At 65.7% G+C, this 16,403-nt stretch carries 14 protein-coding genes; 6 read left to right on the plus strand and 8 right to left on the minus strand.

The genetic code is table 11. From position 1 onward, the window contains the following. Positions 1-20: 20 nt before the first annotated feature. The 5 genes from ABLE71_RS06660 to ABLE71_RS06680 are packed head-to-tail and all read left to right on the plus strand — an operon-like array spanning position 21 to position 5,487. Complete coding sequence (locus ABLE71_RS06660; protein WP_348782564.1) at positions 21-908, plus strand: metal ABC transporter substrate-binding protein; 888 nt, start codon at positions 21-23, stop codon at positions 906-908. Further along, positions 905-1,798 (plus strand): manganese/iron ABC transporter ATP-binding protein, encoded by an 894-nt coding sequence (locus ABLE71_RS06665; protein ID WP_348782565.1) that lies wholly within the window; start codon positions 905-907, stop codon positions 1,796-1,798. Before ABLE71_RS06660 ends, ABLE71_RS06665 begins: the two co-directional genes overlap by 4 nt. Continuing rightward, on the plus strand, positions 1,795-2,685 hold the full coding sequence (locus tag ABLE71_RS06670; RefSeq protein WP_348782566.1) for a metal ABC transporter permease: 891 nt from the start codon (positions 1,795-1,797) through the stop codon (positions 2,683-2,685). Before ABLE71_RS06665 ends, ABLE71_RS06670 begins: the two co-directional genes overlap by 4 nt. Further along, complete coding sequence (locus ABLE71_RS06675) at positions 2,682-3,524, plus strand: metal ABC transporter permease (protein ID WP_348782567.1); 843 nt, start codon at positions 2,682-2,684, stop codon at positions 3,522-3,524. Before ABLE71_RS06670 ends, ABLE71_RS06675 begins: the two co-directional genes overlap by 4 nt. A 52-nt stretch (positions 3,525-3,576) precedes the next feature. After that, complete coding sequence (locus ABLE71_RS06680) at positions 3,577-5,487, plus strand: adenylate/guanylate cyclase domain-containing protein (RefSeq protein WP_348782568.1); 1,911 nt, start codon at positions 3,577-3,579, stop codon at positions 5,485-5,487. An 81-nt stretch (positions 5,488-5,568) separates the two neighbouring features. Here the strand turns inward: ABLE71_RS06680 and ugpC are convergent, their stop codons facing one another. The 5 genes from ugpC to ABLE71_RS06705 all read right to left on the minus strand — a co-directional run bounded on the left by ugpC (position 5,569) and on the right by ABLE71_RS06705 (position 12,080). Beyond that, positions 5,569-6,681, minus strand: a complete 1,113-nt coding sequence (ugpC, locus tag ABLE71_RS06685; protein WP_348782569.1) for a sn-glycerol-3-phosphate ABC transporter ATP-binding protein UgpC — start codon at positions 6,679-6,681, stop codon at positions 5,569-5,571. A gap of 40 nt (positions 6,682-6,721) precedes the next feature. After that, positions 6,722-8,389 carry an alpha-glucosidase gene (locus ABLE71_RS06690; RefSeq protein WP_348782570.1) on the minus strand — a complete coding sequence of 556 codons (1,668 nt, stop codon included), beginning with the start codon at positions 8,387-8,389 and terminating at the stop codon, positions 6,722-6,724. Positions 8,390-8,393: 4 nt separating this feature from the next. Then, a complete protein-coding gene (locus ABLE71_RS06695) occupies positions 8,394-9,560 on the minus strand; it encodes a carbohydrate ABC transporter permease (protein ID WP_348782571.1) in 1,167 nt (388 codons plus the stop codon). Between the two features lies 1 nt (position 9,561). Further along, positions 9,562-10,572 carry a sugar ABC transporter permease gene (locus tag ABLE71_RS06700; RefSeq protein ID WP_348782572.1) on the minus strand — a complete coding sequence of 337 codons (1,011 nt, stop codon included), beginning with the start codon at positions 10,570-10,572 and terminating at the stop codon, positions 9,562-9,564. Positions 10,573-10,724: 152 nt separating this feature from the next. Continuing rightward, positions 10,725-12,080 (minus strand): ABC transporter substrate-binding protein, encoded by a 1,356-nt coding sequence (locus ABLE71_RS06705; protein WP_348782573.1) that lies wholly within the window; start codon positions 12,078-12,080, stop codon positions 10,725-10,727. A gap of 350 nt (positions 12,081-12,430) precedes the next feature. Here ABLE71_RS06705 and ABLE71_RS06710 point away from each other — a divergent pair, with 350 nt between their 5' ends. After that, the gene (locus ABLE71_RS06710) at positions 12,431-13,453 is read left to right on the plus strand and encodes a LacI family DNA-binding transcriptional regulator (protein WP_348782574.1); all 1,023 of its coding nucleotides are present in this window, start codon (positions 12,431-12,433) and stop codon (positions 13,451-13,453) included. A gap of 47 nt (positions 13,454-13,500) precedes the next feature. On the opposite strand, the gene ABLE71_RS06715 is transcribed toward ABLE71_RS06710, so the two are convergent. From ABLE71_RS06715 to ABLE71_RS06725, 3 genes are read right to left on the minus strand one after another with little or no spacing between them, the layout of a single operon-like run. Beyond that, complete coding sequence (locus tag ABLE71_RS06715; RefSeq protein WP_348782575.1) at positions 13,501-15,063, minus strand: S8 family serine peptidase; 1,563 nt, start codon at positions 15,061-15,063, stop codon at positions 13,501-13,503. Further along, positions 15,053-15,727 (minus strand): anti-sigma factor, encoded by a 675-nt coding sequence (locus ABLE71_RS06720; protein ID WP_348782576.1) that lies wholly within the window; start codon positions 15,725-15,727, stop codon positions 15,053-15,055. Before ABLE71_RS06720 ends, ABLE71_RS06715 begins: the two co-directional genes overlap by 11 nt. Next, a complete protein-coding gene (locus ABLE71_RS06725) occupies positions 15,718-16,290 on the minus strand; it encodes a sigma-70 family RNA polymerase sigma factor (RefSeq protein WP_348783678.1) in 573 nt (190 codons plus the stop codon). Before ABLE71_RS06725 ends, ABLE71_RS06720 begins: the two co-directional genes overlap by 10 nt. Positions 16,291-16,403 lie beyond the last annotated feature (113 nt).

Here is a 16,403-nt window from a genome sequence, read left to right on the forward strand (position 1 = left end):
CCACCCACGTCGAGGATGCAATGAGACTGTTGAGTACCGCCCTTGCGCTGATCGCCGGCATTGCGCTTGCCGGGCAGGCGGCCGCGCAGGAGAAGTTCAAGGCGGTCACCACCTTCACCGTCATCGCCGACATCGCGCAGAACGTGGCGGGGGACGCCGCGATCGTGGAATCGATCACCAAGCCGAACGCCGAGATCCACAACTACCAGCCCACGCCCGGCGACATATTGCGCGCGCAGGACGCCAGGCTGATCTTCTGGAACGGCCTCAACCTCGAGCAATGGTTCGAGCGCTTCTTCAACAATGTCAGCGACGTGCCCAGCGTCGTGGTATCCGATGGCGTCGCGCCGATGGGCATCGCCGAGGGTCCCTACACCGGCAAGCCCAACCCGCATGCGTGGATGTCGCCCGAGGCCGCGCTGATCTATGTCGAGAACATCCGCAAGGCATTCGTGGAGCACGATCCCGGCAATGCGGAGGCATACAACCGCAACGCCGCCGCCTATTCGGAGAAGATCAAGGCCGCAGCCGAGCCGATCCGGCAGGCGCTGGCGGCTATCCCGCAGGAGAGGCGGTGGCTGGTGACGAGCGAAGGCGCGTTCAGCTATCTCGCGCGCGATTTCGGCCTCAAGGAACTCTACATCTGGCCGATCAATGCCGACCAGCAGGGCACGCCGCAGCAGGTGCGCAAGGTGATCGACGCGGTCAGGGCCAACCGCATACCGGCAGTCTTCAGCGAGAGCACGGTCTCTGCCAATCCGGCCAAGCAGATCGCGCGCGAGACCGGCGCTCAATATGGCGGCGTCCTCTATGTCGATTCGCTCTCCGATCCCAGCGGCCCCGTGCCGACCTATCTGGACCTGCTCAAGGTAACCGCCGAAACCATCGCCAAGGGCCTGCAGGGATGAACGCGCCCTTGAAAGCCGGGACGACAGCCGGCGACGGCGTGGACGTCCAGCATGTGACCGTTACCTACCGCAACGGTCACACCGCGTTGAAGGACGCCTCCTTCGCCATTCCGCGCGGCACCATCACGGCGCTTGTCGGCGTCAACGGTTCCGGCAAGTCGACGCTGTTCAAGGCGATCATGGGCTTCGTGCCGCTGGCCGCCGGATCGGTGAATATCCTCGGCCGGCCGGCGTCGGAGGCCCTGAGGCAGAACGCCGTCGCCTACGTGCCGCAAAGCGAGGACGTCGACTGGAACTTCCCCGTGCTCGTCGAGGACGTGGTGATGATGGGTCGCTACGGCCACATGAACTTCCTGCGCATGGCGCGCAAGCAGGACCGCGAGGCGGTGGACCGCGCGCTGGAGCGGGTCGGCATGGCGGCCTTCCGCAAGCGGCAGATCGGCGAACTGTCGGGCGGCCAGAAAAAACGCGTCTTCCTTGCCCGTGCGCTTGCCCAGGACGGCAAGGTCATCCTTCTCGACGAGCCGTTCACCGGCGTCGACGTGCGCACCGAGGAGGCGATCATCGCGCTTCTCGGAGCGCTCCGCGACGAGGGCCGGGTGATGCTTGTCTCGACGCACAATCTGGGCAGCGTGCCGCGCTTCTGCGACCGCGCCGTGCTCATCAACCGCACCGTGCTCTGCCACGGTCCGACGGCCGAAGTGTTCACGCAGGCCAATCTCGAGAAGGCGTTCGGCGGCGTGCTCAGGCAGTTCACGCTGGGCGGCGCCGACCTGCACGAAGACGACGACCGGCGCAAGGTGACCGTGCTGACCGACGACGAGCGGCCCTTCGTCATCTACGACACGGGTGCGGCCCGAAGCGCCGATCTCGACGAGAGCGAGAAATGACCGCGCTGCTCGCCGAGCCTTTCACCTACGACTACATGGTCAACGCCATGTGGGTCTCGGCGCTGGTGGGCGGCGTCTGCGCCTTCCTGTCCGCCTATCTGATGCTGAAGGGCTGGTCGCTGATCGGCGACGCGCTCTCGCACTCGATCGTGCCGGGAGTGGCCGGAGCCTACATGCTCGGGCTGCCCTTCGCGCTCGGCGCGTTTTTGTCCGGCGGGCTGGCGGCGGCCGCCATGCTGTTCCTCAACCAGCGGACCAAGCTCAGGGAAGACGCCATCATCGGGCTGATCTTCACCTCCTTCTTCGGGCTCGGCCTGTTCATGATCTCGCTCTCGCCTGCCTCGGTGAACATCCAGACCATCGTGCTCGGCAACGTGCTGGCGATCACGCCGGCCGACACGCTGCAGCTCGTCATTATCGGCGGCGTGTCGCTGGCGATCCTGCTCGTCAAGTGGAAGGACCTGATGGTCACCTTCTTCGACGAGAACCATGCGCGTTCGGTCGGGCTCAATCCGGACCGGCTGAAAGTGCTGTTCTTCACGCTGCTTGCGGCCTCGACGGTGGCGGCGCTGCAGACGGTCGGCGCGTTCCTGGTGATCGCCATGGTGGTGACGCCCGGCGCCACGGCCTATCTGCTCACCGACCGCTTTCCGCGCCTGATCGTGATCTCCGTGGCGATCGGCACCCTGACCAGCTTCGTCGGCGCCTATGCGAGCTATTTCCTCGACGGCGCGACGGGCGGCGTCATCGTGGTGGCGCAGACGTTGATCTTCCTCGCCGCCTTCGTCTTCGCACCCAAGCACGGGCTGCTCGCGGCGCGGCGGCGCGCACGGGAAGCATTGGCGACGGATACGGCAGGCGACGAAGCGCCGGAGACAGTGGCATGATCGAGACCCTTCTCCTGCCCTTCCAGTTTCCCTTCATGCAGCAGGCCTTCGTCATAGCGCTGCTGGTGGCGGTGTCGTCCGCGCTGCTTTCCTGCTTCCTCGTCCTCAAGGGATGGTCGCTGATGGGCGACGCCGTCAGCCACGCCGTTCTTCCCGGCGTCGTGCTTGCCTATATCGCGGGCCTTCCGCTCGCCATCGGCGCGTTTGGCGCCGGCATGGTCTGCGCGCTGGCGACCGGCTACCTCAAGGAGAACAGCCGCATCAAGGAAGACACGGTGATGGGCGTCGTCTTCTCCGGCATGTTCGGCCTCGGCATCGTGCTCTACACCAAGATCCAGACCGAGGTTCATCTCGATCACATATTGTTCGGAGACATGCTCGGCGTATCGTGGAGCGACGTCGGACAGACGGCGCTGATCGCGGCCTTTTGCGTGGGGGCCATACTGGTCTTCCGTCGCGACCTCCTGCTGCACGCCTTCGATCCGCAGCATGCGCGGGCGATCGGCCTGCCGGTCAGGCTGCTTCACTATGGGCTGCTGTCGGTGCTGTCGCTCACCATCGTCGGCGCGCTTAAGGCGGTTGGCATCATCCTTGCCATCGCTCTCCTGATCTCGCCGGGCGCGATCGCCTTCCTGCTGACCACGCGTTTCGAGCGCATGCTCGCCGTCTCGGTGATCGTGGCGGTCGCGGCGTCGCTTGCCGGCGTCTATCTCTCCTTCTTCCTCGACAGCGCGCCGGCGCCGACCATCGTGCTCCTGCTCAGCACCGCGTTCGTGGTCGCTTTCCTTTACTCGCGGCTGCGCGTCGCCCGAGCCGAACGGGTCGCCGGCGCGGCCTGAACGTCACGCCAGCCGGGCTTGCATTTCGCCGGCCCGTGACGACATTGACGGTATGGATTCGTCGAATGAACCCTTACGCTTCGTCCGCCCGGCCGAAAAACGGCGGCGCATTCCGGTCGCCGTCATCATGGCGCTCAGCTTCGGGGCGCTGGTTTTCCTGTCGATAGGCGGCGTGCTGGCGCTGACCGTCGGCGCCAATGTCCGCAACACCCTCGATCTGCTCGGCGCGCAATCGACGCTGCTCGTCGATGCGATGGAAGATTCCCTGCGCGCGGAGATGGGACAGGCGGAAAGCGCCGTGACCGGCGTCTCCCAGCTCTATGCGCAAGGCGAATTTCAGATCGACGACGACGTCGCGATGTCGGCCGCGCTTGCCGGAGCCCTCTCCGGTGCACGACAGGTAACCGCCATGCTGATCTGCACAGCCGACGTAGTCTGCAGGGGCGTCGCGCGAACCGGCGACGGGAAGATCGAGCCGTTGCCGCCCGAAGCCGAGAAATCGGCGCAGGTGGTGGCCGCGCTGGCGGAGCGCCGCGAGTTCAACCGGCTTTTATGGGGCTCGTTCGTGGCCAATGAGCATGGCCTGTACGCCAACGTGTCGATGCCGCTCTCCCGTGGCGGCGGCGCACCGCAAGGCTGGGCGATCGCGGCGGTCGAACTGGAAAGGCTGTCCGAAATCACCAGGAGTCTGTCTGCGCGCTTCGGCACGCACGCTTTCATTCTGGACGGAGACGACCGCGTCATCGCCGACGAGCGCCTGGCGGATCCCAACGCCGTAAAGAGCGGCATAGCGCCGATGATGCCGCTGGCCACGTTCGGCGATCCCGTTTTAGCCGCTTATTCCACCCGAAGGGTGGGAGGACAATTCGACGCTGAACGCACCCGCGATGTCGAGTTCTCGGAAATCAACCTCGACGGCCGGGATGACGACTGGTGGGGCGACGACGCCTACGTTGCCATCACCCGCAAGATGTCAGGCTATGGCGAGCGGCCCTGGACGATCGGCGCCTATTTCAGGGGCAGCCAGATCGGCGGCGAGGTTGAGCGCGTCATCGGGTCGGCGCTGCTTGGGCTTGCCGCCATGACGGCTGCGGTCATCGTCGCGATCCTGCTCGGCAGCCGTCTTTCAAAGCCCATCAAGGCGATTGCCGGACAGGCGACGCGCGTTGCCGATTTTGATCTCGAGGGCGTGACGCCGCTGCCGCGCAGCTGGATCAAGGAACTGGATGACCAGGCCTCGGCCTTCAACGCCATGCTGATCGGCCTGCGCGCCTTCTCGACCTATATTCCGCGCTCGCTTGTCGCCAAGCTGGTGCGCACCGGCGAGATCGGCATCGCCGAGCCGCGCGAGACGATCGTCACCGTCATGTTCACTGACATCGCCGACTTCACCGCGTTGTCGGAGCAGATGGACGCAGCGGCGGTGTCGAAGCTGTTGAACCGTCATTTTGCGATCCTCTGCCGGGCCGTCGACGCGCATGGCGGTACGGTCGACAAATTTCTCGGCGACGGCATGATGGCGTTCTTCGGCGCGCCAGACCGGCTGAAGGGCCACGCCGCCGCGGCAGTCCGCGCCGCCGTCCAGATCCGGGAGGATCTCGCAGCCGACAACCGGTCGGCGGTGCTGGAGGGTCGCCCCGCCTTGCGGGTGCGCATCGGCATCCATACGGGGCCAGTCATCGTCGGCAACATCGGCGCGTCCGACCGCGTGAACTACACGATCATCGGCGATACGGTGAATGTCAGCCAGAGGCTGCAGGGGCTGGGCAAGGAACTTGCGCCGGAGGCCGCGACGACCATCGCGGCTTCGGCCGAGACCGTGTCGCGTCTCGACGAACGCTTCGAGACCATGCCTGCCGGGCGGCACCGGCTCCGTGGCCGGGGCGAGCCGATCGAGGTCTTCCTGGTCGGCGATGTCCTTGAGGCGTCTTCCATTGCCGGACGCCAGGCAGGCGCCGCCTGAAACAACGCGACGGAGACGCCGGAACGGCAGGCGGGCTCCCTTTCGGGAGCCCGCCACAAAGTCGCCGGACGGGAGGAGGGGTCAGGCGGCCTTGGCAGGGACCTGATCGCGCGCGAAGGAACGTCCTTCGGCGTTGAAGATATGCAGCGTGCCGGCATCGGCATCGAGCTTGAGCACCGCGTCGCGCTTGACCTCGCTGTTGCCCGGCAGCTTGACGACCAGAGGCGTGTCGGCGCGGCCTATATCGAGATAGACGAGCTGCACTTCGCCGAGCTGCTCGACATAGTCGACGCGGCCTTCGAACAGCACGCTGTCCCCCGTCGCGATACGCAGATCCTCCGGGCGCACGCCGAAGCTGATGCTGGTTCCGGCAGCGTCGGCAGGCGTCGCGACGGGCACTTTGATCTTGCGGCCGCCCGCGACGGCGATCTCGGTCGCGGCGCCCGGCTTCTCGATCGTCGCCGGCACGATGTTCATCGCCGGGGATCCGATGAACTGCGCGACGAAAAGATTGCCCGGGTGGTGGTAGAGCTCCATCGGCGTGCCGACCTGCTCGACCCGTCCGTCCTTCAGCACCACGATGCGGTCGGCGAGCGTCATCGCCTCGACCTGGTCGTGGGTGACGTAGATCATCGTCGTGCCCGGCATCGATTCCTTGAGCTTGGCGATTTCGATGCGGGTGGCAACGCGCAGCGCCGCGTCGAGGTTCGACAGCGGCTCGTCGAACAGGAATACCTTCGGGTTGCGCACGATGGCGCGGCCGATGGCGACGCGCTGGCGCTGACCGCCCGACATCGCCTTCGGCAGCCGGTCGAGATACGGCGTGAGCTGCAAAATGTCCGCGGCCTGGCGCACGCGGCGGTCGATCTCCGCCTTGTCTTCCCTGGCAATCTTCATGCCGAACGCCATGTTGTCGTAGACGGTCATATGCGGATAGAGCGCATAGGACTGGAAGACCATGGCGATGCCGCGCTTCGACGGCGGCACGTCGTTGACGACCTCGCCAGCGATCTTGAGTTCGCCGGAGGTGATTTCCTCCAGCCCGGCGATCGTGCGCAGCAGCGTCGACTTTCCGCAGCCTGACGGTCCGACGAAGACGATGAACTCGCCCGACTGTATGTCGAGGTCGATGCCGTGGAGAATGTTCACGGCGCCGTAGGACTTCTTGATTTGCCTGAGAGTGAGGTCTGCCATGGTCCGCTCCTTTTCAGTCCCCTTAACGTTCGCCGGCGTTCTAGTCCAGCCGGCCGAACCATGCTCCGTAACCGTGGAATACGATCTTATCGTTTTCCGCCCTTCCCGAAAGCCCATGGCCGCTCAGCGGTTGGGCTTTTTTTCCGGCGCCGAGCGTCAGCGTCGCCGGTCTGCTGCCGAGGTTGAAGGCGCAGACGATCTGCTCGTTGCCTTCCCGCCGGGCAAAGGCGATGGCGTCGCCTTCGACCGCGAGGAACTCGATCTCTCCCTTGACCAGCGCCGGATGGCCGCGCCGGAAGGCCAGGAAGCGCCGGTAGTGTTCGAGCAGCGAGTTCTGGTCGCCCTGCTGTCTGTTGACGGCGAGCTGCAGGTGTTCCTTCGCCACCGGCAGCCATGGCCGGGCGGTCGAGAAGCCGGCATTGGGTTTGGCGTCGTCCCAGACCATCGGCGTGCGGCAGCCGTCGCGGCCCTTGAATTCCGGCCAGAAACGGATGCCGTAGGGGTCCTGCAGGTCCTCGAAGGCGAGTTCGGCTTCGCCGAGTCCCAGTTCCTCGCCCTGATAGAGGCAGACAGAGCCGCGCAGCGACATCAGCAGCGCCGAGACGACCTTGAGGTAGGCGGTCCGGTCCGGTTCGTCGGCGGCCCAGCGCGATGCATGCCGCATCACGTCATGGTTGGAAAAAGCCCAGCACGACCAGCCGTCGCTGGCGACCCGGCCGAAGGCTTCCAGCACCGAACGCACCTTTGAAGCGCTGATCTTTTCCGGCGCCAGGAAGTCGAAGGCGTAGCACATCTGCACACGGCTTTCGCCAGCCGTATAGGCGGCGACGACCTCCAGCCCGCGCTGCGAATCGCCCACCTCGCCGACCGCCGCTACAGCCGGGTACTCGTCGAGCAGCGCGCGGAACCGTTCGAGGAAGCCGAGATTTTCCGGACGGCTCTTGTCGTAGAGGTGGTCTTGGTAGTTGTAGGGATTCACGGCGGGAGCCGTCTGGTCGTTGCGCTGCTCGGGAGGTAGCGGCGGATTGTCCTCCAGCCCCTGGCTGTGGAAGTAGAAATTGATCGTGTCGAGCCGGAAGCCGTCGACGCCGCGCTCCAGCCAGAAGCGGGTGACGTCGAGCAGCGCGTCCTGCACATCGCGGTTATGGAAGTTGAGATCGGGCTGCTCGGCCAGGAAATTGTGCAGGTAATATTGCTGGCGCCGCGTGTCCCACTGCCAGGCCGAGCCGCCGAAGATCGACAGCCAGTTGTTGGGCGGCGTGCCGTCGGGCCTGGCATCCGCCCACACGTACCAGTCCGCCTTGGGGTTGTCGCGGCTGGAGCGGCTTTCCTTGAACCAGGGGTGGATGTCGGCGGTGTGCGAGATCACCTCGTCGATCATGACGCGCAGGCCGAGCCGATGCGCCTCGGCGACGAGTGCGTCGAAATCGGCAAGCGTGCCGAACATCGGATCGACATCGCAATAGTCCGAGACGTCGTAGCCGAAATCCTTCATCGGCGACTTGAAGAAGGGCGATATCCAGATCGCGTCGACGCCGAGCGAGGCAATGTAGGGAAGTCGCGCGGCGGCGCCCCTGAGATCGCCGATCCCGTCGCCGTTGGAGTCCTGGTAGCTGCGCGGATAGATCTGGTAGATCACCGCGCCGCGCCACCAGTCGCGGTCAGGGGCGAGTTCGGGTTGCGCCTCCCGGTGCTGCAATACCGGCATCGATTCAGCCCCCCTTCACCGAGCCAGCGAGCAGCCCGCGGACGAAATAGCGCTGCAGCGAGAAGAACACGATGAGCGGCACGATGATGGTCACGAAGGCCGATGTCGTGAGTATCTCCCAGTCGCCGCCGCGCGAACCCAGCAGTGCGTTGAGCTTGCCGGTGAGCACGAGCTGGTCGGAACCGGAGCCGAGGAACACCATCGCCACCAGCAGGTCGTTCCAGACCCAGAGGAACTGGAAGATGGCGAAGGAGGCAAGCACCGGGAAGGAGAGCGGCAGCACGATCTTGATGAATATCTCGAAGTCGCTGGCGCCGTCGATACGCGCCGATTCCATCAGTTCGCGCGGCAGGCCCGCCATGTAGCTCCTGAGCAGATAGATGGCGAAGGGCAGGCCGAAACCGGTATGCGCCAGCCAGATGCCGAGATAGGTCTTCGACGGCACGCCGAAGAAAAGGCCGACGCCGTTGTAGAGCTGGAGCAGGGGAATGAGCGCCATCTGCAGCGGCACGACCAGAAGCCCGATGATCACCGCGATGATCAGCGCGCGACCCGGAAAGCGCATCCAGGCCAGCGCATAGGCGGCGAAGGCGGCGATCATGATCGGGATGACGGTGGCGGGGATGGTGACGGTCAGCGAGTTGATGAACGACCGGCCGATGCCCTCGGAGAAAAGCACCGTCTCGTAGTTCTCCGCGGTGAAGCGGGGCGGCGCCGAGGACGCGTAGTAGACGCGCTGTCCGCGTTCGCCCTCGAAGGCGACGGGCGAGGACATGACGAAGCTTCCGTCCCCGTTGAGTTGCAGCGTCACGCCGTCGCCAAGGTCGGCTGCCTCGCCGGCGGCATATTGCGTGGGGGTCGCCGAGCGCAGGCCGAAGGCGCTGATCTCGCGCGCCGGCCCGTCGCCGAAGATGTTGCCTTCGATGACGAATTTTCCGTCCTTTTCGACCTGGCTCGCGGCCGACGGCAGGCGGCCGGCCTCCGTCTGCGTGGAACTCGAGAAGGAGTTCCACCAGCCCGACGCGATGATCTGGTCCTTGTCGCGCAGCGACGACACCAGGATGCCGAGTGTTGGGATCGTCCAGATCGCGACGAAGATCAGCACTGCTATATGGACGCCGAACCGTCCGAAGAAGGATTTGCCGGCCGACTTGCCGCTGGCTTGGGCCATCTCAGAGTCCCCCTTCCTTGTTGGCCTGGCGGATGTTCCAGATCATGATCGGCAGCACGGCCAGCATGATGATGATGGCGATCGTCGCGCCGCGGCCGAAATCGCCGCCGCCGCGGAACATCCAGTCGAACATCAGATTGGCGAGCACCTGGCTGTTCCACTGGCCGTTGGTCATGGTCAGCACGATGTCGAACACCTTGAGCACGAGGATGGTGATCGTGGTCCAGACCACCGCGATAGTGCCCCAGATCTGCGGGATCATGATCTTCCAGAAGATCTGGAACGGGTTGGCGCCGTCGATCACTGCGGCTTCGATCGTCTCCTCGGGGATGCCGCGCAGAGCCGCCGACAGGATGACCATGGCGAAACCCGTCTGGATCCAGATCAGGATGACCATCAGGAAAAAATTGTTCCAGAAGGGCAGCGATATCCAGACCTGCGGATTGCCGCCCAGCCCCTGCACGAGGGCGTTGAGCAGGCCGATCTGCGTCTGCCCATCGCCGCGGTACTCGTAGATGAACTTCCAGATCACGCTGGCGCCGACGAAGGAGATGGCGAGCGGCAGGAAGATCAGGCTCTTGGCGATCGTTCCCCACCAGATCTTGTCGGTCAGCACCGCGATGACCAGGCCGAGGAAGGTGCAGGCGGCCGGCACGACTGCGAGCCACAGCAGATTGTTGAGGATCGAATTCTGGAACTCGCGGTCGCCGAACGCCCAGGCGTAATTGGCGGTGCCGACGAAATTCTCGCCCGCCCGGTCGTGGAAGGACAGGAAGAGCGTCTGCACAACCGGGTAGATCAGGTAGACCACCAGGATGATGAGAGCCGGGCCGATGAACAGCCACGGGCGGATCAGTCCCTGGCGGCGCAGATTGTCGACTGCGCTTGTTCCCGTCACGCCGCGCGACGGAAAGATCAGGTCGAGCAGCTTGTTGGCGCCCCAGAAATAGGCGATCGCGCCGCCGACGCCGACAATAATGGTGATGATGGCCGAGAGTATCTGGGCCGCCATGGCTTCCTCCCCTTGTTGCCGCACCTAGCCTGGGGCGCATGCGCCGTCAGACAGGCGTCTTGCCAGCAGTTTCCGGCACTTGGACCCGGGCCGAGGCGGCCCGGATCTGGATATTGGACAAGGCTGGAGCAGCGTGTGCTCCGCGAGGCGCGCTACTTGATCGCGTCCCAGCTCTTCTGGACGTCGGACGCCACGTCCGCGGCGGGCTTGCCGCCGACCAGGTCGATCATGCCGGTCCAGAATGCGCCGGCGCCGATTTTGCCGGGCATCAGGTCCGAACCGTCGAAGCGGAAGGTCGAGGCGTTGACGAGAATCTCGCCCTGCTTCTTCAGCTGGTCGTTGGCGTAGGCCTCCGTGTTGGCGGTCTTGAGCGCCGTCAGCAGGCCGGACTGCGCCATCCAGATCTCGTGGGCGAGCGGCATTTCGAGGAATTTGATGAACTCGCGCGCCGCCTTGGAATCCTTGGTGATGGCGAACAGTGTGCCGGCGCCGAGCACTGGATTGCCGAGTTCGGGCTTGGAAGCCATCGGCGGCAGGTAGAAGAAGTCGGCATCTTCCCCGAGCTTCGTGCCTTCCGGGAAGAAGGACGAGATGAACGAGGCCTGGCGGTGCAGGTAGCACTTCGGCGGGATGCCGAAGAGGCCCTTCGGGCTGTCGCGGAAGTCGGTCGCCGCGACCGCGGCCTTGCCGCCGTCGACATATTTGTCGTTGGTGGCGATGTCGGCGAAGACCTGCAAAGCATTGACGACCGCCGGATCGTTGAACGGAATCTCGTTGGTCGTCCACTTGTCATAGGTTTCGGGCGGCGCTGTACGCAGCATGATGTCCTCGACCCAGTCGGTCGCCGGCCAGCCGGTTGCGCCGCCGGAGCCCAGCCCGATGCACCACGGCACGCCGCCGTCGGCGACGATCTGGTCGGTCAGCGCCTGCAGCTCTTCCCAGGTCTTGGGCACTTCGTAGCCGGCTTCCTCGAAATTCTCCGGCACGTACCAGACCAGCGACTTCAGGTCGGCCTTATAGGGGAACGCGAAGAACTTTTCCGCGCCGTCCTTGTCCTTGTAGGTGCCGAGGTCGACCCAGGACTGACCGGCGCCGTAATTGTCCTTCACGAAGGTCGCGACGTCGTCGCCGAGCGGCACCAGCAGACCCTTGGAGGCCAGATCCTGCAACAGGCCGGGCTGCGGCAGGATGGCGATGTTGGGCGGGCTGCCGGCCTGCGTGTCGATGACGATCTGCTGCTCGTAGTTCTCGGACGAGGAGTAGTTGATCGTGACGCCCGTCGCCTCGATGAAATAGTCGAGCACCGAGCGGACCAGCGCCTCGTCCTCGCCGCGCCAGGGGCCGAAGATGGAGAGCGTCTCGCCCTTGAGGTCGACCTTCTTCAGGTCCTCGAAGTTTTCCCAGTGGAATTTTGAATCCTCGCCAGGCTTGAACTTCAGTTCGGCAGAGGCGGGGGCGGCGACAACGAGCGCGGCGAGTGCAGCGCCCAGCAATAGGGTCTTTTTCATTTCGGCATTCCTCCCTGTGGAACAGATGACACTGAACGGAACCTCCAATTCCGCTCTGCAGGACTTCGCCTCGAAGCTTGCCTCAGGATCAGACCAACCGCAACCGTCTGAAAGAGGACCTCAAAGCGCTTTGGCTATTCATAATATCGACACCGATTGCTCCGAAAGTCAAGCAGACGTCCGAATTAATCGGTTTAGGTTGCTGCAATGCAGCATATTTCGCAAGCACTCCAGGCAAGTTTTTGCTTCTCATGCGCGCGTTTCACGTTAAGGATTGAAATGCCGAGCCGACATCTTCCGCGGGGCGCGGCGACCTGTCATTTGAAAGCGCTTTGACTCCGGAGAGCATTGTGAACCTCAAGCAGCTGTCGGACATGCTTGACCTCTCGCAGACGACGGTTAGCCGCGCGCTGAACGGCTATCCGGAGGTCAACGAGGACACGCGCCGCCGCGTCGCGGACGCGGCCAAGCGGCACGGCTACCGTCCGAACCCGAGCGCCCGGCGGCTCGCGACCGGCAAGGCCGGCATGATCGGCTACGTCATGCCCACCGGCGCCGCGGTCGACATCGACCCGCATTTTGTCGAATTCCTGTCTGGTCTCGGCGACTATGCCCGAGGCCACGAGCTCGACCTGGTGCTTTCGCCGACCGCCGCCGACGAGGAGGAAACCACCTACCGGCGCGTCGTCGCCAACAAGCAGGTCGACGCCGTCTACGTGTCCTCGCCGCGCCCGGCGGACCGGCGCGTGACGCTGCTCAACCAGCTCGGCATCCCGTTCATCGTGCATGGCAGGAGCGAGGGGCTCGGCTTCGACTACCCGTTCATGGACATCGACAACGAGGCGGCCTTCCACGACGCCGCGCGGCTCTTGATCCAGCTCGGCCATGCGAAGGTCGGGCTGATCAATGGCGACATCGGACAGACCTTCGCGATCTTCCGCGAACGCGGCGTCCGCCGCGCGCTTGCCGCAAGCGGCCTGACGCTGGCGGCCGAACGGGTCCGCTCGGTGGCGATGACCGAGGAGAACGGCTTTCGCGCCTCGATGAGCCTGCTCCAGGGTAACGCGCCGCCCACGGCCATCCTCTGTTCCAGCCTGATCATGGCGCTCGGCGCCGTGCGCGCCATACGCGATCTCGGCTTGACGATCCCCGGCGACGTATCTCTGATTGCCCACGACGACGTTTTCCCCTGGCTGAAGCCGGAAAACTTCTCGGTGCCGCTGACGACGACGCGCTCGTCGATCCGCGCGGCCGGGAGCCGCATCGCCGAGCGGCTGGCGGCGAAGCTCTCGGGACTGGAGACGGAGCCGCGCGGCGAGGTCTGGCCAGTGGACCTGGTGGTGCGCGGCTCGATCGCCGGCGCCAAGACCTAGAACCCGCTTCGGGACAAACCGCGTTCCGGTTTCGGTCCGGCTCGCCGCTACTCCTCTTTCATCTCGCTCGCAGCCTTGGCGTCGATCAGGCCGAAGCCGAAATCGCTGTCACGGCCGGCATCGCCGAGATCCCTGGCGGTGGAGGAAAGCGCTGCCTCGATCCAGTCGGCCGAACGCTCGGGCGACGCGTGGATCAGATTGGCGATGGCCCCAGAGACGACGGCGGCGGCGAAGGATGTGCCGGTGACGAGGTCCTGTCCGCCGCCGACCGGGGCGATGACGTTCACGCCGGGCGCCGAGACGAAGACGTAGGGCCCGCGATTGGCCTGCTGCATCAACTCGTCCTTGTCGTCGGTCGCGGTGACGGCGATGACGCCGTCATAGGCCGCCGGATAGCCGTAGGGCGCTTTCGGCCCGTTGTTGCCGGCGGCGGCGACCAGAACGATGTCGCGCTCGCGCGCCGCCGCGCAGGCTTCCTCGAGGAATTCGTTCTTCGGCCCGACGAAGCTCATATTGATGATGCGCACATCCTGCTCCGCCGCCCAGTCGAGTGCGGAGAGGATGACGCCCATGGTCGACTTGCCGCCCTCGAAGGCGCGGGCGTGGTAGATCCTCGAACCCGGCGCCATCCCCCGGAATTCGCCGACACCGGCGATGAGGCCGGCCACGGAGGTGCCGTGGTCGCGCGCGGTGACCTCGACCCCGGGCATCGCGTCGAACTGGCTGGCAACCGCGTCCTTCAAGGCCGGATGCGTGTCGTCGATCGCCGTATCGATGACGGCGACCCTGACATTTTCGCCGCTGGCGCTGTCGGGGGCAAGCGCGATGCGCTGGAAAGCGTAGTTCACCACGCCGGCCGCCTGCTGCAGGTCGTAGACGTGATTTGGCGCACGCCGGGTCGTGCGCCCGTCGCCGGCAAGCTGCGCCAGCACCACGCCGACCGGGCGGCCGTCCGGAATGCCGAAGCGCACCAGCGTCGAACCGAGCAGCGTCGAGCTCCGCTGCGAGCGGACCTCGAGCCCGAAGGCGGCGGCGATGGCGGCGGCGACCGCTGCGTCGCCGTCGACGGTGACCAGCACCTCGTCTGGAACGAAGGCGCCCGATACGGCGACCGGCGCGGCCGTCGGCGGCGCTACCGCAAGCGCGCCCGGCGGAACCGGCGGAGGCGCGGGCGGATCGGCTGGCTGATCAGATGGCGGCGTCCCGGCGGCAGCGGCATCAGCGGCCGCCGGGGGTTCCGCCGGATCGGCCGGATCGGAGGTCGCGCCGGGCGGCGGATTGGGGAAGAGATCGACGATCAGCCCGGGCAGCAGGACCGCGTTGGGATTGGCATCGGCGGCGTTCGGGCCGTCGGCCGCGACCGCCGGACCGGCCGGCGTCGTGTCCGGGGCATCAGGATTTGGCGCCGAGGGCTCGCCCTGCACGGTAAATTCGTCGGGTCGCGCCGCTCCCGGCACGCAGTCCGGCCCGCCGGCGGCCTGCAGCCGCAGGCATTCGAGATCGGCCTCGGTCAGGCTCGGGTCGTTGGTCTGCGCGGACGCGGAAAAGGCGGCGATAAGAACCGCCGCCCAAACAAGCGTTGCAAATCCGTAGCGCGCACTAACCGCCATCGCCCGGCTTCCTCCCGGTCAGCACAGTGTCGGCAAAGGGCTGGGCAGCAATAAGGCCGACAATGCGATCATAATCCGCGGCGGTTTCCACGGGAATGCCGATCTTGAAAACACCGCCGGAGGCCGGTCCGGACAGGATGGTCGCGCCCTGGCCGGACAGGAAGGCGGCGACGTCGGCGATCCTGGCCTCCGGCTTGAAGGTGACCAGCGCGAAGGGAAGATCGGGCTGCCCCCAGCCGGCGATTTCGACCGGGCCGCCGCGGCCGCCGGGACCCATTGCCGTCTGCACCAGCACCAGCGCCACCGCTGCGGCGGCCGCCGCCCAGGCGAAGCTCGCCGGGATCGCCAAAAAACCGCTCCACAGCCGCGCAAGCGCCGAGCCCGCCGAAGCGCGCGCCGGAACGGCCTCCGCGTCGAGCGTCCTTGAAAAGCGGCTCAGGGCGTCGGCGGGCGGCCGTATGGCGTCGTTGGCGGCGGAAGTGCCGGAGAACTCCGCCTCGGCTTCCTCGAGCGCGGCCATGGCGCCGGGATCGGTCGCCAGCCAATCTTCCACGGCGGCGAGATCGGCGCCGTCGAGCGTACCGTTCAGGTAGAAGGGCAGCAGCGCCTCGAGTTCGTCGCGCCGCGACATGTTTCCGGTGTTCTCTTGCGGGCTCATGGCCATCCCCTTTCGAAGCCGGCAGCCTGCAGGGCCTCGCCGAGTTTCTTGCGGGCGTAAAACATGCGGGTCTTCACCGTGGCGGCCGGGATCGACAGGATCTCGGCGATCTCGGCGACCGACTTGGCATGGTAGTAGGCGAGATCGATGACGGTGCGGTGTTCCTCGGGCAGCGCGTTGACCATGCCGCGCAAGGCGGTCGCCTTGTCGTCCTTCATGACGGCGACCTCGGGCGTATCGGCCGTGTCGGGTACGGCCGCCGCCGCGTCGTCGTCGATCCAGACCTCCTTCTTCTTGCGCAGCGCCGACAGCGCCTTGAAACGGGCTATGCCGAGCAGCCAGGTCGACACTTCCGAGCGGCCTTCGAAGGCCGGCGCCTGCCGCCACAATTCGAGGAAGACTTCGCTTGCAATATCGTCAGCCATCGTTTCCGATCCCGTCTGGCGCGCCACGAAGCGGTAGACCCGAGCGTGGTGGCGCATGAACAGGAGCCTGACGGCGGCGCGATCTCCCTTGGCGACCCGCTCCACGAGTTCGCGGTCGGACTGCTGGCCGGGTGCTGCGGTCATGGTAACCATGAGGCTCCTGCAGGCTCAGTCGCGCGTAGCCGGCGAAAGGTTCACCGGAATATTCGGACTCTGGCTTTAGCCGATGTGGCCTGCGGGCGGAAGGGTGCGTTTCC

Source organism: Mesorhizobium sp. KR9-304 (assembly GCF_040049215.1).
GTDB lineage: Bacteria > Pseudomonadota > Alphaproteobacteria > Rhizobiales > Rhizobiaceae > Mesorhizobium_K.

Coding starts and splice junctions, on each gene's coding strand:
- ABLE71_RS06715 (WP_348782575.1), bottom strand. CDS start 15,063: ATGGCGGTTAGTGCGCGCTACGGATTTGCAACGCTTGTTTGGGCGGCG.
- ABLE71_RS06690 (WP_348782570.1), bottom strand. CDS start 8,389: ATGCCGGTATTGCAGCACCGGGAGGCGCAACCCGAACTCGCCCCTGAC.
- ABLE71_RS06670 (WP_348782566.1), top strand. CDS start 1,795: ATGACCGCGCTGCTCGCCGAGCCTTTCACCTACGACTACATGGTCAAC.
- ABLE71_RS06665 (WP_348782565.1), top strand. CDS start 905: ATGAACGCGCCCTTGAAAGCCGGGACGACAGCCGGCGACGGCGTGGAC.
- ABLE71_RS06695 (WP_348782571.1), bottom strand. CDS start 9,560: ATGGCCCAAGCCAGCGGCAAGTCGGCCGGCAAATCCTTCTTCGGACGG.
- ugpC (WP_348782569.1), bottom strand. CDS start 6,681: ATGGCAGACCTCACTCTCAGGCAAATCAAGAAGTCCTACGGCGCCGTG.
- ABLE71_RS06675 (WP_348782567.1), top strand. CDS start 2,682: ATGATCGAGACCCTTCTCCTGCCCTTCCAGTTTCCCTTCATGCAGCAG.
- ABLE71_RS06680 (WP_348782568.1), top strand. CDS start 3,577: ATGGATTCGTCGAATGAACCCTTACGCTTCGTCCGCCCGGCCGAAAAA.
- ABLE71_RS06700 (WP_348782572.1), bottom strand. CDS start 10,572: ATGGCGGCCCAGATACTCTCGGCCATCATCACCATTATTGTCGGCGTC.
- ABLE71_RS06705 (WP_348782573.1), bottom strand. CDS start 12,080: ATGAAAAAGACCCTATTGCTGGGCGCTGCACTCGCCGCGCTCGTTGTC.
- ABLE71_RS06660 (WP_348782564.1), top strand. CDS start 21: ATGAGACTGTTGAGTACCGCCCTTGCGCTGATCGCCGGCATTGCGCTT.
- ABLE71_RS06725 (WP_348783678.1), bottom strand. CDS start 16,290: ATGACCGCAGCACCCGGCCAGCAGTCCGACCGCGAACTCGTGGAGCGG.
- ABLE71_RS06720 (WP_348782576.1), bottom strand. CDS start 15,727: ATGGCCATGAGCCCGCAAGAGAACACCGGAAACATGTCGCGGCGCGAC.